Annotated in this window: 15 protein-coding genes; 7 read left to right on the top strand and 8 right to left on the bottom strand. The window is 74.8% G+C overall.

The genetic code is table 11. The annotated features are described in order from the left end of the window. The first annotated feature begins 256 nt into the window (after positions 1-256). The 3 genes from J2S44_RS27105 to J2S44_RS27115 all read left to right on the top strand — a co-directional run bounded on the left by J2S44_RS27105 (position 257) and on the right by J2S44_RS27115 (position 3,936). Complete coding sequence (locus tag J2S44_RS27105) at positions 257-1,969, top strand: LysM peptidoglycan-binding domain-containing protein (RefSeq protein ID WP_310419671.1); 1,713 nt, start codon at positions 257-259, stop codon at positions 1,967-1,969. A 123-nt stretch (positions 1,970-2,092) separates the two neighbouring features. Further along, the gene (locus tag J2S44_RS27110; protein ID WP_310419673.1) at positions 2,093-3,091 is read left to right on the top strand and encodes a GNAT family N-acetyltransferase; all 999 of its coding nucleotides are present in this window, start codon (positions 2,093-2,095) and stop codon (positions 3,089-3,091) included. Between the two features lie 641 nt (positions 3,092-3,732). Next, positions 3,733-3,936, top strand: a complete 204-nt coding sequence (locus J2S44_RS27115; RefSeq protein ID WP_310419675.1) for a DUF3072 domain-containing protein — start codon at positions 3,733-3,735, stop codon at positions 3,934-3,936. On the opposite strand, the gene J2S44_RS27120 is transcribed toward J2S44_RS27115, so the two are convergent. The 3 genes from J2S44_RS27120 to bioB form a co-directional block, all read right to left on the bottom strand. Continuing rightward, complete coding sequence (locus J2S44_RS27120) at positions 3,929-4,432, bottom strand: GNAT family N-acetyltransferase (RefSeq protein WP_310429955.1); 504 nt, start codon at positions 4,430-4,432, stop codon at positions 3,929-3,931. The genes J2S44_RS27115 and J2S44_RS27120 overlap by 8 nt on opposite strands. A gap of 47 nt (positions 4,433-4,479) precedes the next feature. Continuing rightward, the gene (bsaP, locus tag J2S44_RS27125) at positions 4,480-4,665 is read right to left on the bottom strand and encodes a biotin synthase auxiliary protein BsaP (protein WP_310419677.1); all 186 of its coding nucleotides are present in this window, start codon (positions 4,663-4,665) and stop codon (positions 4,480-4,482) included. 107 nt (positions 4,666-4,772) lie between these two features. Continuing rightward, positions 4,773-5,768, bottom strand: a complete 996-nt coding sequence (gene bioB, locus J2S44_RS27130) for a biotin synthase BioB (RefSeq protein ID WP_310419679.1) — start codon at positions 5,766-5,768, stop codon at positions 4,773-4,775. Between the two features lie 56 nt (positions 5,769-5,824). Between bioB and J2S44_RS27135 the strand changes: the two genes are divergently transcribed. Then, a complete protein-coding gene (locus tag J2S44_RS27135; protein WP_310419681.1) occupies positions 5,825-6,979 on the top strand; it encodes an 8-amino-7-oxononanoate synthase in 1,155 nt (384 codons plus the stop codon). 761 nt (positions 6,980-7,740) lie between these two features. Further along, positions 7,741-8,475: a dethiobiotin synthase gene (bioD, locus tag J2S44_RS27140; RefSeq protein WP_310429957.1), complete on the top strand. Its 735-nt coding sequence runs from the start codon at positions 7,741-7,743 to the stop codon at positions 8,473-8,475. Positions 8,476-8,629: 154 nt separating this feature from the next. Here the strand turns inward: bioD and J2S44_RS27145 are convergent, their stop codons facing one another. After that, positions 8,630-9,781 carry a cytochrome P450 gene (locus J2S44_RS27145; protein ID WP_310419683.1) on the bottom strand — a complete coding sequence of 384 codons (1,152 nt, stop codon included), beginning with the start codon at positions 9,779-9,781 and terminating at the stop codon, positions 8,630-8,632. 103 nt (positions 9,782-9,884) lie between these two features. Between J2S44_RS27145 and J2S44_RS27150 the strand changes: the two genes are divergently transcribed. Next, entirely contained in the window at positions 9,885-12,956 is a 3,072-nt protein-coding gene (locus J2S44_RS27150; RefSeq protein WP_310419685.1) for a putative bifunctional diguanylate cyclase/phosphodiesterase, read from the top strand. Between the two features lie 322 nt (positions 12,957-13,278). Here J2S44_RS27150 and J2S44_RS27155 read toward each other — a convergent pair whose 3' ends face one another. The 3 genes from J2S44_RS27155 to J2S44_RS27165 form a co-directional block, all read right to left on the bottom strand. Then, positions 13,279-16,029, bottom strand: coding sequence for a helix-turn-helix transcriptional regulator (locus J2S44_RS27155; RefSeq protein ID WP_310419687.1), 2,751 nt, complete (start codon positions 16,027-16,029; stop codon positions 13,279-13,281). 228 nt (positions 16,030-16,257) lie between these two features. Then, the gene (locus J2S44_RS27160) at positions 16,258-17,304 is read right to left on the bottom strand and encodes a LacI family DNA-binding transcriptional regulator (RefSeq protein WP_310419689.1); all 1,047 of its coding nucleotides are present in this window, start codon (positions 17,302-17,304) and stop codon (positions 16,258-16,260) included. 37 nt (positions 17,305-17,341) lie between these two features. Then, complete coding sequence (locus J2S44_RS27165; protein ID WP_310419691.1) at positions 17,342-18,217, bottom strand: FAD-dependent oxidoreductase; 876 nt, start codon at positions 18,215-18,217, stop codon at positions 17,342-17,344. A gap of 106 nt (positions 18,218-18,323) precedes the next feature. Here J2S44_RS27165 and J2S44_RS27170 point away from each other — a divergent pair, with 106 nt between their 5' ends. Then, the gene (locus J2S44_RS27170; protein WP_310419693.1) at positions 18,324-19,247 is read left to right on the top strand and encodes a LysR family transcriptional regulator; all 924 of its coding nucleotides are present in this window, start codon (positions 18,324-18,326) and stop codon (positions 19,245-19,247) included. On the opposite strand, the gene J2S44_RS27175 is transcribed toward J2S44_RS27170, so the two are convergent. Then, entirely contained in the window at positions 19,208-20,437 is a 1,230-nt protein-coding gene (locus J2S44_RS27175) for an alginate lyase family protein (RefSeq protein ID WP_310419695.1), read from the bottom strand. The genes J2S44_RS27170 and J2S44_RS27175 overlap by 40 nt on opposite strands. Positions 20,438-20,457: the final 20 nt, after the last annotated feature.

Raw genomic sequence — 20,457 nt, forward strand, 5'->3', positions numbered from 1 at the left:
GCGCAGCGTGACCGACGGAGGCGACGGTTGCCTGCCCGTCGACGGTGAGAGACACCTGCGATGCGTCATTGTTCACAGCATCGACAACGGTGAGTATTAGCTGCACTGCGCCTCCGGGCGGGGAGCTTTCGCGCGGTTCTCGGCCCCGCGCCGGTGCCATTCAATGTTGAGCTGGACCGGTGGATGGTGGGCACACGTTATCGCACCGCGTAAGGTGTCCGTGTTTTCAGTGATCTTCGCGCGAGGAAGTGCACCGATGCCCCGTCACCCTGTCCGGCGAGTCAGCACCGTGGTGCTGCCGCTGTTGCTCGCCGTCACGGTGGGCGGGCCCGCCCTCGCCGCCCCGGCGTCGCCCGTGCCGGCGGTCCCGGCGGTCGCGGTCACCGCGTCTCCGTCCGTCGAGGACCGCGACCTGCTGAAGTGGTACCGGGTGCAGCCGAGCTTCGACGGTGAGCCGGAGTTCCTGCACGCGATCGCGGAACGGCTGCTCGGCGACGGCAACCGCTACACCGAGATCTTCGAGCTGAACAAGGGCCGGGTGCAGGCCGACGGCAAGGCGCTGGAGAAGCCGGAGGTGCTCGCGCCGGGCTGGGTGCTGTTCCTGCCGGCCGACGCGACGGGCGACGGCGTCGAGACCGGCCAGCTCTGGTACCGCGTGCAGCCGAGCTTCGACGGTGAGCCGGAGTTCCTGCACGCCATCGCGGAACGGCTGCTCGGCGACGGCGAGCGCTACACCGAGATCTTCGAGCTGAACAAGGGCCGCACCCAGCCGGACGGCGCCGCGCTGGAGACGCCGGAGCGGGTCGCGCCCGGCTGGATCCTGACGCTGCCCGCGGACGCCCGGGGTGAGGGCATCGGCGCGGGCCCGCTGCCGGAGGGCGCCGCCGCCGCGCCGTCCGCGCCGGCCACCACGGCCGCGGCGCAGGCCCCGGCCGCCGGCCGGACCGGCGGCTTCCCGGTGCTGCTCGCCGTGCTGATCGTGCTCGCGGTCCTGCTGGTGGCGGGCGCGGTCGCCGGGTTCCTGGTCGTCCGCCGTCGCGCGGCACCGGCCGGTGCCGCCCCGGGCCGGGCGGTCCACGCGGGCGGTCCCGCCCCGGCCGGTGACGGGCGCAGGACCGGTGTCGGGCGCAGGGCCGGTGTCGGACGCGGGGCCGGTGTCGGGCGCCGGGCCGCCAAGGACCGCCCGGAGCTCGCGCCGCCGGCCCGCACGTTCGACACCGCCGCCTCGTGGACCATCGACCGCGCGCTCAGCGTGCTGGTCGCGGCCGCCGGTGCGGCCGGCCGCCCGGTCCCGCCGGTCTACGGCGTCTCGCTGGACGAGCAGTCCATGTCGCTGCGCCTGGCCTCGCCGGACACCGACACGGTCGAGCCGTGGGAACCGGCCGAGAACGGCCGCGTCTGGCGGGCGCGGCTGCGCGACCTGCAGGCGCTGCCCGCGGTCACGGTCGGCAGCCCGACGCCGCGGCTGGTCACGCTCGGCACCGCGGGCGGCACCCGCGAACTCATCGACCTCGGCCAGGCCACCGGCGTCATCAGCATCACCGGCGACGCCGCGGCCTCCCGCGCGCTGATCGGCGCGTGGGCGGAGGAACTGACCGGCAGCCCGTGGTCCGGCACCGTGCGCGTGGTCGCCGGTGACGTCCGCCCGCACCTGGACGGCGGCGAGCGGCTGGTGTCGCTGGGCAGCGTCCGGGACGCCGTCACCGCGGCCGAGGGCGACCGTTCCGCCGACGCGTTCGCGCTGCGCGGCAACCCGTCCGGCGAGGGACCCGGCGTGCTGATCCTCGGTTCCGCGCCCGGCGCGAAGGACCTGGAACGGGTGCAGGCGCTGCTCACCGGCCCGCACGCCACCTGGGTGGTGGTCGTGCTCGGCCAGACCCGCTACGACCGGTGGCGCTTCACCGTCGCGGCCGACGGCCGCCTGGACGCGGGCGCGCTCGGCCTCACCGTCTACACCCGGGGCCGCTGACCCGCGCCGAAACGCCCGGACCGGGGACGTGACGAGGGGCACGCGGCGAAGTTCGCGCTGAGCAATAGGTCAGTAACAGCAGCGTGCGACGCTGAGGGCTCGGCGGGAAGGAGCTGAGGCGTCGTGGGTCTGTGGCGAATCAGGGCGACGGTGGACGACCGTCCGGGCTACCTGTCCGTGCTCACCGCGAGCCTGGCACTGAAGTCGGTGAACATCCTGGCCGTCCAGGTGCACACCACCGAGGGCGGCGCCGTGGACGACTTCCTGGTCGACGCGCCCGACGCGATGACCGAGCGCGACCTGCTCGCCGCGGTCGAGAAGGGCCGCGGCCGGGACCCGTGGGTGGCGCCGGCCGAACCGCAGGCGTTGGCGGACGCGCCGACCAGCGCGCTCGGCCTCGCGGCCCGGCTGGTCCGCGACCCGGACTCGCTGGGCGACGCGCTCGGCGGCATGCTCGGCGCCACCGAGGTCACCTGGCGCGCCGAGCTGCCGCGCACCACGCCGCCGACCCGGTTCGGTCTGGCCCGCTCCGCGATGCGGCTGGCCGACCCGGCCGGCGGCGTCTACGAGATCGTCCGGAACGAGCCGGCGTTCACACCCGCGGAGTACGCGCGGGCGCAGGCGCTGGTCGAGGTCGCGGCCGCCGCGCTGCGCGCCGCCGAGGAACCGGTCACACTGCTGCTCCCGGACGGCGACGAGATCATTGTCCGCCCGGCCCAGACCGAGGACCTGCCCGCGGTACGGCGGATGCGCGCCTGCCGGCTGACCGCGGGCCCGTCCCGGGCGGACCGGCTGGTCCCGCACGGCATGGTGGCGCTCGCCGGTGAGCGGGTGATCGGACTCGCCGGCCTGGTGCCGGAGGGCGACATCGCGGAGGTCGGCCTGCTGGTCGACGACGCCTGGCGCGGGCGCGGCATCGGCGCCACGCTGGTCCGGCGGTTGATCGCGATGGCCGGGCGCGCCGGGCTGGCCGCGCTGGTCGTGCACGTGCGGGCGCGCGAGGAGGCGATGCTCTCCACATTGGAGCGACTCGGCCCGGCCTCCGCGCTGGAGCGGGACGCCGGCCTGGTCACGGTCACGCTGCCGATCACCCCGACCCGGGCGGCCTCACCGGCCTCCTGACCACCGGCGGGGTCCCGCCACGCCTGAACCGGCGGAGTTCCGCGACGCCTGAACCGGCGGGGTTCCGCCGCGCCGAGCGGCGGATCTCACCGCGCCGGGATCGGTGGGGTTCCGCCGGGCCGGGACCGGCGGGGTTCCGCGACGCCGGGACCGGTGGGGTTTCGCCGCGCCGGGACCGGCAGGGAGGAGCCCCTCGGGCGACGACCGGTGCCCGCGGGAGCACGCCCGAAGGAACCACGCCGGAAGCGGGAAAATCGTTCTGTTGCTTCGCCGTGGCGGTATGCCGCCCGCCTTTGCGAATCGATTACCGCGCTACTGAATGGGACGGCCGCGAATATCCGGCTCCGCGAGCGGGTTCGCGCATGGGTGAGGGGACGGATGCGCCCACATCCGTCCCCTCGGTGTCCTCCACTACGCGTAGTCGCGCGCGGCTCCACGGACAGGAGCGAGTGTAATGCGTTCGCGCAAGGAATCGTGCCCGCCGATCGGTCGAACGGCGTGGCGGGGCTCACGGCTTTCATCCGGCCGCCGTCGTTGCCGAATGCGCGTCGGCCCGCGCCGCCTTTCCCGGTGAGCGGTTTGGCCAGCTTACGGCCGGGTATGGGTACACGCGTTCGAGAAGTTCGCGGAAGGGGCCTGTGATGACCGACCAGCAGCAGAATTCGGCGCAGAAGGACCCGGCCGAGTGGACCACCGGTGACGAGCCGGCGACCGGTCCTCAGGAGTCCTACCTGCACACGCTGGCGAACGAGGCCGGCGAGCCGGCGCCCGAGGGCCTGACCAAGGCGGAGGCGTCGCAGCGGATCGACGAGCTGCAGCAGAAGACCGGGCGCGGCGTCAGCTGAGCTCCTCCGCCAGGAGGTCCATCAGCAGGCCGTCGTGCCAGGAGCCGTCGGGGGACCGCTCGTACCGGCGCATCACGCCGACCGGGCGGAACCCCGCCTTCGCGTAACTGCGGATCGCGGCCGTGTTGGCGGCGGCCGGATCGATCACCAGACGGTGGTGGCCGTGCGCGTCGAGCACGTGCCGGGCCAGCGTGCGGACCGCGTCCGTGCCCAGGCCCCGGCCGCGCACGGCCGGGTCCAGGAAGATGTCGATGCCGGCGTGCCGGTACATCGGGTCCGTCTCCTCGTGCCACTGGATCATGCCGGCGACCGTGCCGTCCAGCACGATCGCGAACGTCGGCGTCGCCGCGTCCAGATGGTCGTCGGTGACCTCGGCGGCCAGGTCGTCACCCCCGCCCCACCAGCGCCGCACGTCCGGGTGCCGGCGGATCGCGGCCAGAGCCGGGATGTCCGCGGCCTCGGTCGGGCGCAGCAGCACGGCCGCGCCGTGCAGCACCGCCGCGCACGGCGGGCCGCACAGCGCGCCGGGCGCCGCGATGACGTTCACCCCGCCATCATGCGCGTGCCGTGCTCCACGCACACCGCACTCCAGCCGGACGGGAGCACCTGCACCTTCATCCGGCGCCGGCAGTCCGGGCAGAACCGCGGCGGCTCCAGCTCGCGCGCCGCGGCGCACGCGCGGTGGTCGCCGGTCGCCAGCGCTTCGCCGCACCTGTCGCACCAGGTCATCGGCACCTCACTGCGGTCGGGGACGGGACGGACGGGTCTTCGGCGGGTGCGCGCCGGGCGGTCGGGTGGTGCCCGGGCGCGGGTTCGGCGGGCGCGGTCTCAAGCTGTCACAGGGTCGCGGACAGCGCCTTGACCGGCATGCTCAGCTCGTCCAGCAGTTCCAGGTCCGCGGTGGCCGGCCGGCCCAGCGTGGTCAGGTAGTTGCCGACGATCACCGCGTTGATGCCGCCGAGCAGCCCGTCACGCGTGCCGAGGTCGCCGAGCGTGATCTCGCGGCCCCCGGCGTACCGGAGGATCGTCTTCGGCATCGCCAGCCGGAACGCGGCGATCGCCCGCAGCGCGTCGCGCGGCGCCAGCACCGGCTGGTCCGCCAGCGGCGTGCCCGGGCGCGGGTTCAGGAAGTTCAGCGGCACCTCGTGCGGGTCCAGCGACGCGAGCTGCGCCGCGAACTCGGCCCGCTGCTCCACGCTCTCACCCAGGCCGATGATGCCGCCGCAGCAGACCTCCATGCCGGACTCGCGCACCATCCGCAGCGTCTCCCAGCGCTCCTCCCAGGAGTGCGTGGACACCACGTTCGGGAAGTACGACCGGCAGGTCTCCAGGTTGTGGTTGTACCGGTGCACACCCATCTCGACCAGCTCGTCGACCTGCTCCTGGGTGAGCATGCCGAGCGACGCGGCGACCTGGATGTCCACCGCCGCCCGGATCGCGGCCACGCCCTCGCGCATCTGCTTCATCAGCCGCGCGTCCGGCCCGCGCACCGCGGCCACGATGCAGAACTCGGTCGCACCGGTCGCCGCGGTCTGCTTCGCGGCCTCGACCAGCTGCGGGATGTCCAGCCAGACCGCGCGCACCGGCGAGGTGAACAGGCCGGACTGCGAGCAGAAGTGACAGTCCTCCGGGCAGCCGCCGGTCTTCAGCGAGACGATGCCCTCGACCTCGACCTCGGGCCCGCACCAGCGCATGCGCACCTCGTGGGCGAGTTGCAGCGCGGCGGGCAGGTCCTCGTCCGGCAGGGTCAGCACCTCGAGGATGTCGCTCTCGCCGAGCCCGATGCCGTTCTCCAGCACCCGGGTCCGGGCACGATCGAGGATGTCAGCCATGGTCCGTACCCTACAAGGCGGTTTGGTGACCACTCACAAGACGCAGGGGGTGCGCGGTGACACGCTGGCTGGACGCCCTGGACCGCAAGGCGGGCCTGCGCGCGCGGGCCGGGCTCACCCGGCGGCTGCGGCCGCGCGCCGCGTCCGACGAGGTGACCGACCTCGCCGGCAACGACTACCTCGGGCTCTCCCGGCATCCGCGGGTGATCGAGGCGGCCGCCGCGGCCCTGCGCCGATTCGGGGCCGGAGCGACCGGATCGCGCCTGGTCCGGGGCTCGACCGAGCTGCACACCGCGCTGGAGGCCGCGCTCGCCGACTGGCTCGGCACGGAGTCCGCGCTGGTCTACTCGTCCGGCTACCTCGCCAACCTGGGCGCGGTCCGCGCGCTGACCCAGCCGGCCACCACCCTGGTCACGGACGCGCACAACCACGCGTCGCTGGTCGACGGCGTCCGGCTCACCGGCCGGCCGCCCACGATCACCCCCCACAACGACCTTCCGGCGGTACGGGCGGCGCTCGCCGCCGCGCCGACCGCGCCCGCCGTGGTCGTCACGGAATCGGTCTTCTCCGTCGACGGCGACCTGGCCCCGCTGGCCGAGCTGCACGCGCTGGGCTCCGCGCACGACGCGCTGCTGCTGGTCGACGACGCGCACGCGCTCGGCGTGCTCGGCCCGTCCGGTGCCGGCGGCGTCGCGGCCGCGGGCCTGGCCGGCGCGCCCGACGTGGTGGTGACCGCCACCCTCTCCAAGGCCCTCGGCGCGGCCGGCGGGGTGATCGCCGGCCCGGCCGCGCTGATCCGGCACCTGATCGACACCGGCCGCACATTCATCTACGACACCGCGCTCCCGCCCGCGACCACGGCGGCCGCGCTGGCCGCGCTCGAGCTGGCCCGCGCGGACGACACCGGCCGGGCCGAGCTCGCGGCGCGCGCCACGCTCGCCCACGCCCGCCTGACCGCCGCCGGCCTCACCGCCGCACCACCGGCCGCGGGTGTCGTCTCGGTCACCGCGCACGGCCCCGCGGAGGCCGTGGCCTGGGCCGCCGCCTGCCTCGACGCCGGGGTGGCCGTAGGCTGTTTCCGCCCACCCACCACACCGGACCCCCGGTCCCGGCTGCGGCTGACCATCAACGTGGGCGTTCCCCGCCATGATTTCGAGCGAGCCCTGGACGTGATCGTAAAAACCGCCCCCCACCCGGCCCCAGTCTCATGACCGACACCGACGCACCGATCACCGACGCACCGATCACCGACGCCCGCACGCCGGCCATCCCGGCCGCGCCCGCGTTCGCCGTCTTGCCCACGCCGGCCGGTTCCGGCGGCCTGACCGCGGCTGGTTCTGACGGCCCGGTCGCCGCTGCTTCGGCCGGTTCTGGCGGTCTGGGCGCCGCGGTTTCGGCTGGTTCGGACAGGCTGGCGGCTGTGGCTCTGGCTGATTCTGACGGCTTGGCGGCTGTGGCTTCGGCGGGTTCTGGTGGGCCGGCCGCCGCGGCTTCGGCCGGTTCTGGCGGTTTGGCGGCTGTGGCTTCGGCTGGTTCTGATGGCCTGATGCCCGTGGCGTCGGTGCGGTCTGCCGGTCCGGCCGGGTCCACCGATTCGGCGCCTGCGGCCTCGGCTGGGACCGGCGGTGCGGCTGCGTTCACCGCGTCCGCCGGGCCGGACTCGACCGATGGCGTGAGGGCTGCCACGTCCGCGGGCGTGGGCCGGGAGCGGGCGCACGAGACGATCGTCGAGGGTGCCGAGGCGCGGAGTTCCGGCGCCGGTGCGGAGGCCGGTGAGGTGGCGGACTCAGTGGTGGAGGTGGGTGCCGAGGCGCGGAGCTCCGGCGCCGGTGAGGTGGCGGACTCAGTGGCGGAGGTGGATGCCGAGGCGCGGGTCAGGTCTTCCGACGCGAGTTCCGAGGTGGCCGAGCCCGAGTCGGCCGGTGTGCCGGTCGAGGTGACCGAGCCCGAGTTAGCCGGTGTGCCGGTCGAGGTGCCGGGCGCGGCGGGGGAGTGGCGCGGGATCGTGCTGGTGACCGGCACGGACACCGGCGTCGGCAAGACCATCGCGACCGCCGCGATCGCCGCCGCCGCGCGGCACGCCGGGCTGCGGGTTGCGGTGATCAAGCCGGGGCAGACCGGCACCGCGACCGACGAGCCCACCGACGCCGAGGTGGTCGCGCGACTCGCCGGCCCGGACACGGTCCGGACGCTCGCGTCGTTCCCCGATCCGCTGGCCCCGCTCGCGGCCGCCCGGGTCGCCGGGCTGGAGCCGATCGAGCTCTACGCGGTCGTCGACGAGATCCGCGCGGAGGCCGGCCGGCACGACCTGGTGCTGGTCGAGGGCGCCGGCGGCCTGCTGGTCCCGATGGGTCTGCGCCCGTCCGGCGAGCCCTGGACCGTCGCCGACCTGGCCGTCACCCTGGACGCCAAGGCCGTCGTCGTGGCCCGCGCCGGTCTGGGCACGCTCAACCACACCGCGCTCACGCTCGAGGCCCTGGAGCGCCGGGGCGTCCCGGCCCGGATCGTCATCGGTGCCTGGCCGGCCGCTCCCGAGCTGGTCCACTGGACCAACCTGACCGACCTGGTCCCGCAGCTCGCCGGCGCCATCCCGGACGCGGCCGGCAGCATCGACCCCGGTGTCTTCCGCCGCTCCGCCTCCGGCTGGCTGACCCCGACCCTCTACGGCGTCCTCGACGACTGGCGCACCTGGGCCGAGGAGCTCTGACCGGCGGCTCCGGCCACCGATCGGACCACCCGGGAACCGCGGGGCCGTCCGCGAGAACCGCGGGGCCGTCCGCGAGAACCGCGGGGCCGTCCGCGCGGGAACCTCGCCGACTCACCCACGATCGAAAGGTGAGCGGCATCGGGCCGCGACCGGTCTAGGCGGGCAGCTGGGGTCCCACGACGAAGGCGTCCGGCATGCGGAACGTCAGGTTGTCCGGGGACCAGGGGGCCCGCAGGATCGTCACCGACCGGAGCATCGCGCGCGTCTCCTCCGTGACCACCTCGGCCTCCATCCGGGCCAGGCTCGCGCCCACGCAGCGATGGGCGCCGGCGCCGAAGGCGAGGTGCCGGCGGCTGCCGGGCTGGCCGGGGCGGAAGTCGTGCGGGGCGGCGACCACGGACGGGTCCTGGGCGGCCGCGGTCAGCCAGAGCAGCAGACCGGTGCCGGCCGGCACGTGGACGTCACCGAGCGTGGTGTCGCGGGCCGCCACCCGGCGCCACGTGACGATCGGGGTGTCGAGGCGGAGTGCCTCCTCGACGATGTCGGCGGCGCGGGCGTCCGGCGGCACCGCCGTGCCGGCGAGCCGGTGCATGAGCAGCGTGAGGAACTGGGACGTGGTCTCCTGGCCGGCCACCAGCAGGAAGAACAGCGCACCGGCCACCACGTCGGGCCGGTGCCCGGCGGCGCGGAGGCGGGCGGCGAGGCCGTCGCCGTGGGCGGCGAAGTCCCGCAGCACCGTGTGGAACTCGCCGACGACGGTGGCGAGGTGTTCCTGCCGGTCGGCCGAGAGCGGTGCCCAGAAGAGTTCCAGCGCCGCGCGGGCGAAGGTCTTGACCGCGGTCGCCTCCGCCTCCGGGAGGTCGACCAGCCGGGCCAGGACCAGCAGCGGGAGGTCGGCGGCGAGCACGGCGTGCAGGTCGACGGACTCGCCGCGGGACAGACCGGACATGACGGACGCCACCCGGGACCGGACCACGGACGTCAACCACGGGCGCTGACGCGCGACGGAGTGCGGATGCAGCAGCTCGGCGACCTCAGCGCGGATCGCGGGGTGGCTCACGCCGCCGTTGTTGGCCAGCGTGGGCGGCAGCCGGAAGCCGTGCCGGACCAGGATGCGCAGCGCGCTCGCGGGCATCGGGGTGACCGCGTCGAGCGCGTTGTCCGGACGGTACGTGTCCGGGTCGGCCAGCACGGCGCGCACCTCGGCGTGCCGGGTGACCAGCAGGTGCTCGCCGCCGACGCCGTCGGGGACGAGACGCGGGGCCGGCGTTTCCCGGACCGGCGATTCCCAGAGTCGAAACAGCACGGGATCACGCTACTCAGGCGCGGCTGGTGCCGTTTTCCCTCATCCGCGTCGGAAGCGCGCCGATTGTCCGATAGGCGGGAGAGGCAGCGGTGGGGGGTCGCGGATGTCGGCACGACGGGTGAGCGTCGGCTTCACCGTCTGGCTTGCCGTCCTCACCGTGCTGTTCTACGCGTTCCCGCAGCAGAAGGCCGTGATCTGGGTGCTGATCGGCCTGTCCGGGGCGACCGCGGTGGCGTCCGGCGTCCGGCTGCACCGTCCCCGCCGCCGCCTGCCGTGGTATCTGCTGGCCGCCGCGCTGGTGGCGATGACCATAGGTGACACGTACTACAACTGGCTCGTGGAGGTGGTCCACGACCCGGATCCCTTCCCCTCGTACGCCGATGCGATCTATGTCGTGGTCCCGGTCCTGCTGGCCGCCGCGCTGCTGCGCTTCATGGCGGCCCGCACCGTCGGCCGCGACCGGAACGCGCTGCTCGAGGCGCTGATGGTGACGGCCGCCCTCGCGCTGCTGGCCTGGCTCTACCTGGTCGCGCCGTTCGTCCGCGACTCCGGCATGCCGGTCACCGAGCGGGTCGCCGCGATCGTCGGACCGGTCGGCGATCTGGTCTGCGTGGCCGCGCTGACCCGGCTGCTGGCGACCGGCGGGCGCCGTCCCGCGGCCGCGAACCTGCTGGTCCTGGGCGTGCTGTCGCTGCTGGTCACGGACTGCCTCTACTCGGTCGACCTGCTCTCCGACGACTGGCGGCCCGGCGGCCCGGTCCACCTCGGCTGGGTGATCTTCTACGGCGCGCCGGGTCTGGCCGCGTTGCAGCCGTCGATGCGTTGGCTGACCGAGCCGATGCCGCGCCTCCCCGGGTACGCGTCCCGCGCCAGCGCGTTCCAGGGCTCGATGCTGCTGGCCGTGAGCCTGGTCGGGCCGGTGGTGCTGCTGGCCGAGACGATGCGCGGCAACGTGCGGGACGTACCGCTGATCGCCTGCGTGACGCTGCTCATCTCGATGTTCGGCGTGCTCTGGTCGACCGGTTCACGCACGCAGTTCGTGGCGACGCTGGACCGCGAGTCCGCGCTGCGTGAGGCGGGCGCGCGGCTGGTCTCCGCGACCACGGTGGCCGAGGTCGGCGAGGTGGTCCGCTCGACGGTCACCCGGCTGCTGCCGCCGGACGCGCCGCATTCGGTGGTGTTCGCGGACGGGTCGGCGGCCGACCACGACGAGGAGGGCGAGGTCGGCGACCTGGACCGGGCGCTGCCCCCGCCGGGCCGGCGCCCATGGCTGGCGGACGGGCGTGAGCGGACCGGGTTCGAACGCATGCTGTGCTGCCCGCTCGGCGTGGACTCGGTGCCCGGCGACCCGGTCGTGACGCACTCGCTGTACCTCGGCGCGGCGGAGGAGCAGTTGCGGCTGCTGGCCGGCTCGATGGAGGTGCTGGCGTCGCAGACCGGGCTGGCGACGGCCCGGATCGCGCTGACCGAGGAGGTGCACCGCGCGCAGAGCGAGGCGTACTTCCGGACGCTGATCCTGCACGCCTCCGACGTGATCATGATCGTCGACCCGGACGACACGATCCGGTACGCCAGCCCGTCCGCGCACCCCGTGCTGGCCGCGCCGGACCTGGTCGGCGCCGCGCTGGAGACCGTGATCGACCTGCCCGACCGCACCCGGTTCCGGCACATGCTGGCGCAGGCCCGCGCGGGCGTCGGCCGGCACGACGGGATGGACTTCACGGCGGTGCGCCGGGACGGCGTGCGCCTGCAGATCGAGGTCAACTGCCGGGACATGCGGGACGAGCCCACGGTCGGCGGCCTGGTGCTGACGCTGCGGGACGTCACCGAGCGGCGCGCGCTGGAGCGGGAACTGACCCACCAGGCGCTGCACGATTCGCTGACCGGCCTGGCCAACCGGGTGCTCTTCACCGACCGGGCACAGCACGCGGCCGCCCGCGCCGGGCGGGACGGCTCGCTGGTCGGCGTGCTGCTGATCGACCTGAACGGGTTCCGCCTGATCAACGAGGCGCTCGGCCACACGGTCGGCGACCGGCTGCTGGTCGGCGTCGCGGAACGGCTGACCGAGGTGCTGCGCCCCGGCGACACCGTGGCCCGGCTCGGCGCGGACGAGTTCGCCGCGCTGATCGAGGACGTCAGTCACCTCTCCGAGCTGGAGGAGATCGCCGGCCGGGTGACCACCGCGCTGACCACGCCGTTCACCATCGAGGGCGAGCAGATCGGCGGCGTCGCCAGCGTCGGCGTCTCCACCACCGCGGAGGCCCGGGACGCGAACGAGCTGCTCCGCCAGGCCGACCTGGCGCTGAACGTGGCGAAGGCGGCCGGCCGCGGCCAGTGGCGCCGGTACCAGGCGGAGGTGCACTCCGCACTGGTCGCCCGGCTGGAGTTGCGGGCCGCGCTGGAGCAGGCGGTCAGCGGCGGCCACTTCGTGCTGCAGTACCAGCCGATCGTCGACCTGCTCACCGACGAGGCCGCCGGGTTCGAGGCGCTGGTCCGCTGGAAACACCCGACGCGCGGCGTGATCCCGCCGGACCAGTTCATCAACCTGGCCGAGGAGACCGGCCTGATCGTCCCGATCGGCCACTGGGTGCTGGAGGAGGCGCTGCGCTCGGCCGAACGCTGGAACCGGCTGGTCCCGTCCGACCGCCCGCGCTACGTGAGCGTGAACGTGTCCGCGCGCCAGTTCCGCAACCCCGGCTTCATGGACTCGGTCCGGCAGATCCTGGCCGACTCCGGCGTACCGCCGCGGGCCCTGCTCCTGGAGATCACCGAGAGTCTGTTGCTGCGCGACGACGAGCAGGTGTGGGCGGACCTCGCGGCGCTGCGCCAGACCGGCGTCCGGATCGCGATCGACGACTTCGGCACCGGCTACTCGTCGCTGAGCTACCTGCGCCACATGCCGATCGACGTCCTGAAGATCGACAAGTCGTTCATCGACGACATGGTCCACAGCCGCAAGCAGCGCGCGCTGGTCTCCGCGATCGTCCAGCTCGCTGACACGCTCGACCTGCGGGTGATCGCGGAGGGCATCGAGGAGCCGGTGCACCGCGAGATGCTGGCCAGCATGGGGTGCCCCTACGGTCAGGGCTACCTCTTCTCCCGCCCGGTCAACGCCGCCGACATCTACGGCTGGCTCACCACCCGCACCAAGGCCGCGAAGCCCGCACCGGCGTGACCGGAAGCGGGAAGGTCACGCACGTGATCCGGCGTTCGCGCGGCCGCGGACGGGGCCGGAAAGAGCACACGCCCGGCTGCCCGCGGGGGGTGCGGTCGGAGCCGGGCGGTGCGGAATATGGGGGTGCCGAGGATCTGGGGCCAGGTCCCCTCGCGGGGTAATCCTCCCGGTCCGTACTCGGGGTGTTGGTCGGACACGCGGGCGGATCCGTCCGCTGGTCGGCGATCGGTTCCGGAGACCGCGGGGCGGCACCTCGTGACTTGCTGAAACCACGTTACGCAGTGGAAACCCGGCTGCGAAACGGGGGAAACCCTTGTCTGGTCTAGCTTTCCGTCAGGCGGGAGGCCAACTGGGTGCGGGACCGGACGCCGACCTTGCGGTAGATGCGGGTGAGCGTGGCCTCGACCGTCTTCACGCTCAGGTACAGCTGGGTGGCGATCTCCCGGTTGCTGGCGCCCTGCCGGACCAGCGCGGCGATCCGCGCCTCGGTCGAGGTCAGGCCCTCACCGCCGGTGGACTCCTCCTCCGGTGCGCGCCGCTGCGCCCCGACGGTGAGCGTGGCGAGCGCGCGTTGCGCCCGCTGCGTCCAGGGGGTCGCGTGGGCGCGGCCGAAGATGTCGCGCGCGGACTCGATCGCGGCGCGGGCAGCCGCGTAACGGCGCCGACGGCGTTCGGCGCGGCCGAGCGTCAACAGCGCGTTGCCCTGGGCGATCGGCTGGCCGAGGTCGGCGAACGTCTTCGCGGCGCCGGCCGCGAGCGCGGCGCCGGCCGCGGCGTCGCCCTGGTGGACCAGGATCAGCGCCTCCGCGCGGTCCAGCTCGGCCAGCACGCCGCGCGAGCGTTTGAGGCGCTGCGCCGCCTCGCGGGCCTCCGTGACCACCTCGGCCGCGGCGGCCGGCTCGCCCGCGTTGATCAGCGCGGTGACCAGGTCGCCGTGCCAGCGCAGCGTGGACGGGTCGGTGTAGCCGCGGTCGGCCTCCAGCCGCTGCAACCGGCGCAGCGTGACCAGCGCGGCGTCGTTGTCGCCGGTGGCCAGCTGGGCCTGGCCGAGCACGTGCAGGTTGCGGGTCAGGTAGATCATGTCGCCGTCCGCCTCGGACGAGCGGACGCCGCGCTCCGCGTAGTTGAGCCCGCGGGCGGGGCTGCCGCCGGCCAGTTCCGCGATGGCCATCGCGTACCAGCTCGGGCCGAGCGGCAGGTCGTTCTCCTGGAACAGCCGGGCGGCGCGGGCGGCGTAGTCCAGCGCGTCGCGGGTGTGCCCGTCCCGGCTGGCCACCTCGGCGAGGCTGCGCAGGATGTCGACCAGCTCCTCCAGGCCGCTGCGTTCCGCCTCCGGCAGCATGCGGAGCAGTTCGGCGCGGGCCTCGGTGAGCCGGTCGTCGAAGAGCGCGAACCGGGCGGCCAGGAAGCGCGGCGAGTGGTGCAGCCGGCCGTGCCCCGCCTCCTCCGGCACGGCCAGCGCCTCGGCCAGCACCTGGAGGTAGTCCGGCCGGCCGGACGCGCGAGTCACCTGGGCGAGCATCGCGCCGGCCATGCTCTGCACCGCGGTGTCGCCGACGATCCGGGCGAGCCGGACCGCGGCCTTCGCCTCGCGCTCGGTCAACTCGGTCTTGCCCTGGTGGTGCCGTTGCCAGGCCAGCCGCAGGCGCAGCGGTGCCAGCAGCGCCGGGTCGTCGCCCGCGTCGACCAGCGCGGCGGCCAGCATCTCCTCCATGCCGCCGAGTGCCTGGCCGGAGCCGTCCAGCACCGCGATCCGGGCGCGGACCCGCTGGGCCGGTGTCGCGTCCGCCGCGAAGACCGCCTCGGCGGCCTGCACGCACAGTTCGCGGCGGCCCGCGGCCGAGGCCGCCTCCGCGGCGGCGACCAGCCACTCGGTTCGTTCCGGGTGCAGCTCGCCGCCGGTCCGGTCCGCGGCCAGCAGGTAGAGGTCGGCGACCAGGCCGGGCGCGCCGCGCTGCAACGCGGTCTCGGCCGCGGACACCAGCGACCGGGCGATCTCCGCGTCCGGGTGCTCGTTGGCCAGCGCGCGGTGCCGGATGCGCTCGACCGGGTCGGACGCGGTCGCGGCCAGCTGCCGGTGCGTCGCGGACCGGCGTTCGGCCGGCGCCTCCTCGGCCAGCACGGTCGCGACCGCGGGCGGCGTGAAGTGCACGACGCCGTGCGCGACCGCGATCAGCCCGGCGGCCTCGGCGGCGCGCAGCTCCCGGTCCGCGTCCGGCCGGCCGGCCATCCGCAGCTGGGCCGCGGTCGGCCGGGTGGCGAGCGCGGCCGCGAACAGCGTCTCGCGGACCGCGGCGGGCAGCGCGTCGAGCCGGTCGACCAGCGCGTCACGCACCTGTTCCGGCAGCCGCCAGGGGCGCCACGGCCGGGCGTCGCCGGCCGGCGGGTCGTCGAACGCGAACGCGCCGGCCAGCGCCAGCGCGAGGTAGGGGTTGCCACCGCTGTCCGCGTGCAGCCGGGCCGCGGCCCAGTAGTTCAGGCCGTGCGCGTCGAGCAGCGCGGTCACGTCCTCCTCGGCCAGCGGCGGCACGGTCAGCTCCTGCACCGGTGGCGGGCTCAGGTGCGTCACCCGGGCGCGGACGGCCGGGCTCTCCGGCGAGCGCTGCGCGATCACGGCGCGGATCGGCCGGTCCGCGAGCCGGCGGCTGGCGTAGCCGATCACGTCCGCGGACGCGCCGTCGAGCCACTGCGCGTCGTCGATGATCAGCAGGACCGGTTGATCGCTGAGCGCCTCCAGGCAGCTCTGCCAGGCCAGCCGGCGGGCCAGCTCGGCGCGCCCACCCCGGCCGCGGGAGTCGCCGCGGCGCACCAGCATGGTGTCGAACGCGGCCCGCTGCGGCCCGGGGAGCCGCTCGACCACGTCGTCCGGCACCTGGGCGAGCAGCTCGGCCATCCCCGCGTACGGCAGGAAGCGCTCGGCCGCGGTGGCGGCCAGCCGGAGCACGCGGTCGCCGCGCTGGGCCACCGCGTCGAGGATCGCGGTCTTGCCGATGCCGCTCGGCCCGGTCAGCACCACGCCGCCGCCGGCACGCAGCCGGCTGTCGATCGCACCGAGCAGCGCCGCACGCCCCACCAGGGGGACGCCGTGGGCCGAGACATCGGTAGTCAGCGTGATCTCCGAACTGTCGGCGCCCGTCCCCACCAGGCGGGCGCCCTCAACCGTTATCAGCGGCCGGCCGCCGGTAACGCCTCAGCTCACACGCAGCGGGAGCCGATGTCACGGCGGTGCCGGCCGACCGGGGCCTTATGGGCGTTCCGGCGGGTCTGCGGGCTGAGAACAGCTTACTCGTTGATCGTTAAATTACGTCGTCCCGGCACCGCGGGTGAACTGGCTCGACTCGCGCACGACCAGCTCCGGTTCGAAGACGACCTGCCGGTGGACGTGCGACCCGGGGTCGGTGGCCTCGTCGAGCAGCAGCTCGGCGGCGGTCCGGCCGAGGCGCTGACGCGGCTGGCGCACCGACGAGATCGGCACGGCCGCCGCGGCCGCGAAGTCAATATCGTCATATCCGACAAGCGCGATTTCTTCCGGTACGCGAATGCGTTGCCGCGTCAGGCCCTGCAGCACGCCCAGCGCCAGCAGATCGTTCGCGCAGAAGACCGCGGTCGCCCGGGTGCCCTTCGGCATGCCCAGGATGCGCGCCGCCGCGTCCCGGCCCGCGGCCACGGTCGGGCTCGGCGTCTCGCACCGGCGCAGCGCGTCCGCCGGGAGCCCGGCCTCGGCCAGCGCGCGCACGCCGCCCCGGAACCGGTCGCGCACCTGCGGCAGCGCCCACGGCCCGCCGACGAACGCGACCCGCTCGTGACCCATCTCGACCAGGTGCCGCAGCGCCTGCTCACCGCCGTGCACGTCGTTGACCGAGACCGAGCAGATCTCCGCGCGCGGCGACACCCGGTCCAGCAGCACCACCAGCACGCCGCGGTCGCGCAGCCGGAGCAGCCGCGCGTTCGCGTCGTCGACCGGCGTGATCAGCACGCCCTGGACCCGCTGCTCCTCCAGCAGGTCCAGATAGGCCGACTCCTTGGCCGCGTCACCGTCCGAGTTGCAGAAGATCACCGGGAGGCCGGCCGGGCCGGTCGCCTCCTCCACGCCCTTCGCCACGTCCGTGAAGAACGGGTTCGCGACGTCCAGCACGACCAGGCCCAGCGACCGGCCCCGGCCGCGGCGCAGCTGCCGGGCCGACTCGTTCGGCACGAAACCGAGCGCGGTGATCGCGTCCAGCACGCGGGTGCGGGTGCTCGGCGCGACGATGTCCGGGCGGTTGAGCACATTGGAGACCGTGCCCACGGACACGCCCGCGTGGAGCGCCACGTCCCGGATGCTGATCGTCGGACCCGCCACCTGCATCGACCACCTTGCTCGGGCATCCTGGCTGAGGAAAGCGTCAGAATACTCTGAGAGTCACCTCGGTGACCTCACGTGCACAGCCCCAGGACATCGTCATCCCGGCGCCGCCGTGGCCGTAGCAGTGCGTCACGTCGCCGACGCGTTCCAGCCGGGGGCCGCCGCGCCGGGTGGGACGCAGGCCGATCCGGTCGCCGAGCACGCGCGCGTGTGCGAGCCTCGGCTCCACCTCGACGCAGCGGGCCCGGATCGCCGCGGCAACGGCCGGGTCCGGCGTCAGGTCGCCGCGACCCTGCTCGTACGTGCCGCCGAGCACCACGTCCCGGCTGCGCGGATGGATGTAGAGCGAGCGGGACTCGTCGCGGATCGACACGTCCAGGCCGGGGTTCTCCACCAGCACGATCTGGCCGCGGGCCGGCTCCACCGCGTCGTCGCCGGCCAGCTCGCGCGCGGCCAGGCCGGTCGCGTTGACGACCGGGCCGTCGAGCTCACCCAGGTCCGCGACCCGGCGGCGTTCGACGTGCAGGTCCCGGGCCAGCCAGGCCAGGTACGGCGACATCTCCACCAGCGGCGCGGTGAAGTGCAGCTCGCCGTCGCGGTGCACCACGTCCCCGGCCGCGGGCGCCCACCACGGCAGCGTCGCCGTCGCCGTCCGCATCCGGGTGCGGCGCAGCAGCACGCCCGGCACGCCGTCGTGCGCCTGCCGGGTGAACTCCGCGTAGGCCTCCGCGGACCAGCGCAGCACGCGTGGGTCCGGGTCCTGGTGCGTCGGGTACCAGACCGCGGCCGCGACCGTGGACACCGTCTCCTCCGGCGGGTCCGCCGCGAGCACGGTCACCCGCGCGCCCGCCTCCCGCAGCCGCCGCGCCACGGTCAGCCCGACGATCCCGCCGCCCACCACCGTCACATCCGTCATACCGTCATCGTGCGGCGCGCGTTCCGTACCGTCGAATAGCGGTGTCAGCAGCACTGATAAGCAAAGCTTATGGCGGGCCGCGGTGGACCGGCCTACCGTGCGGTTCATGGAGATGTCCGGCGCGGACCTCGACCGGCTGCGCTCGTTCCGCGCGCTCGCCGAGGAGCTGCACTTCACCCGGGCGGCCGCGCGACTGCACCTCACCCAGCCCGCGCTCAGTCAGCAGATCCGGGCGCTGGAACGGCAGCTCGGCACGCCGCTGGTCCGGCGCGGCCCGCGCGGCTGCACGCTCACCGAGGTCGGCGCGCAGGTCGCGGACGAGACCCGGCGCCTGCTCGCCGAGGCGGACGCGGCCGCCGCCCGGATCCGGGCCGCCGCGCGCGGCAGCGACGGGCAACTCCGGCTGGCCTACACCCGCTCCGCGCGCGGCGGCCGGGTGGACGCGCTGGTCGCCGCGTTCCGCCGGGCGCACCCGGGCATCGAGGTGGTGCCGGAGACCGGCTGGACCGCGCCGAACGTGGCCGGGCTGCTGACCGGCCGGTGCGACGCCGCGTTCGTCCGGCCACCACTGGACGAGCCGGCGCTGATCTGCGTGCGGGTGGACGACGAGGAGCTGCTGTGCGCGGTCCCGGACGGGCACCGGCTCACCCGGCGGCGCCGGGTCAGCCGCGCGGACGTGGCCGGCGAGCCCGCCGTGATGTGGCCGCGGGAGAACGGGCCCGGCATGTTCGACCGGACGATCGCGCAGGTCTGGCCGGACGGCGGCTTCCGGCTGGTGCGGCACGAGCCGGACGACGAGCAGTTGCTGCGCGCGGTCGCGGAGGGCAGCGTGATCGCGGCGGTGCCGGCCGGGCGGGCCCGGGCGCTGAAGGTCCCGGGGGTACGGCTGCGCCGGTTCACCGCGCCGGTCCCCACCGTGGAGATCGGCCTGGCCTTTCCCCGGGACAGCACGAATCCGGCCGTGCACCGGCTGCACGAGCTCCTGGTGCGTCAGCCGCCGTGGGTGACGGTCTCCCAGGCGAAGAAGTAGGCCGCCTCGGCGGGGCGGTACCGGCGGACGTACGCGGTGGTGCCGGGCAGGTCGAGGCCGAGCCGGTCGACCAGGTGGTGCCGGGCCGCCTCGGGCAGTGGCGCGTAGGACTCCGTGTCCGGCTCGCCGTCGCAGAGCCAGGCCGGCGCGGGCTCACCCAGCGCGTACGGCATGTGCAGCTCCAGCGCGGCCGTCATCCGCGGCGCGATCTCCGACCACAGGTCCAGGCCCTGCAGCCGCGCGGTCTCCGCCACGTGCGAGGCCGCGGACAGTCCCCAGCCGGCGTGCCCGAAGTCCCGGCAGGTCTCCTGCGTGACGCCGTCCCGGAGGTCGCGCTGCCCGTGCCAGTACGAGATCAGCCGCTCCGCCGGCACCCCGGTCTCCCCGGGCGGCGCGACCGGCAGCGTACCGTCGGATTCGAGGTAGACGTAGGCCCGCACGCGCCCGCGGAAGCGGTCCACCGCGCGGTCGAACGACGCCCGGTCGTCCAGGAAGACCGCGATCCCGGTCGCCGCCTCCATCATGATCAGTTCCCAGTTGCCGTTGGTCCAGGTCGCGCCGCCGATCGCCTCCGGCAGGTACACGTCCCGGAACATCGCCTCGGCGCGGGCCGGATCCCAGCCGTCGTAGCTGTACCGGACCAGCTCGGCCGCGCGCACCATCGGCACCGCCGACCACGCCGCCTGCAGCGGGCCGTTCACGTTCGTGTGCCGCTCCAGCACGCCCGCCCAGGCGTCGACGATCCGGATCGCGGCCGCCGCGTGCCTCTCGTCGCCGGTCAGGTTCCAGAGCAGCGCCTGCGTGTACGCCGCGACGCCGTCCTCCGCCTCGTCGACGCAGCCGAGGTCCGGGTTCGAGTACGGCCCGCACTCGACCACCGCGCGCGGCCGCGGCTGCCAGTCCGCGTCGCCGTAGCGCGTCCCCGCCATCTGCGCGAACGCGGACGCCCACGGCTCCACCCCGCTGTCGATCCGCGCCCTGACCCGCGCCAGGTCGTCCGCCCCGACCAGCACCCCCGGATGCCGGAACGCCCCGCCGGGCAGCGCCGCCAGCACGGCCGGCGCCACCGGCTCCCGGGCCGCCGCGGGCCGGTCCGGACGTTGCCGCTGCCGGATCGCCGCCACCGCCACGCACACGGCCAGCACGACCACCACAGCACAGGCCACGACGCGGGTACGGGTGATCTTCACCCGTACATCGTTATCCCAGC

The organism is Catenuloplanes niger, from assembly GCF_031458255.1.
GTDB lineage: Bacteria > Actinomycetota > Actinomycetes > Mycobacteriales > Micromonosporaceae > Catenuloplanes > Catenuloplanes niger.

Coding starts and splice junctions, on each gene's coding strand:
- J2S44_RS27105 (WP_310419671.1), top strand. CDS start 257: ATGCCCCGTCACCCTGTCCGGCGAGTCAGCACCGTGGTGCTGCCGCTG.
- J2S44_RS27115 (WP_310419675.1), top strand. CDS start 3,733: ATGACCGACCAGCAGCAGAATTCGGCGCAGAAGGACCCGGCCGAGTGG.
- bsaP (WP_310419677.1), bottom strand. CDS start 4,665: ATGACCTGGTGCGACAGGTGCGGCGAAGCGCTGGCGACCGGCGACCAC.
- bioB (WP_310419679.1), bottom strand. CDS start 5,768: ATGGCTGACATCCTCGATCGTGCCCGGACCCGGGTGCTGGAGAACGGC.
- J2S44_RS27150 (WP_310419685.1), top strand. CDS start 9,885: ATGTCGGCACGACGGGTGAGCGTCGGCTTCACCGTCTGGCTTGCCGTC.
- J2S44_RS27160 (WP_310419689.1), bottom strand. CDS start 17,304: ATGCAGGTGGCGGGTCCGACGATCAGCATCCGGGACGTGGCGCTCCAC.
- J2S44_RS27165 (WP_310419691.1), bottom strand. CDS start 18,217: ATGACGGATGTGACGGTGGTGGGCGGCGGGATCGTCGGGCTGACCGTG.
- J2S44_RS27170 (WP_310419693.1), top strand. CDS start 18,324: ATGGAGATGTCCGGCGCGGACCTCGACCGGCTGCGCTCGTTCCGCGCG.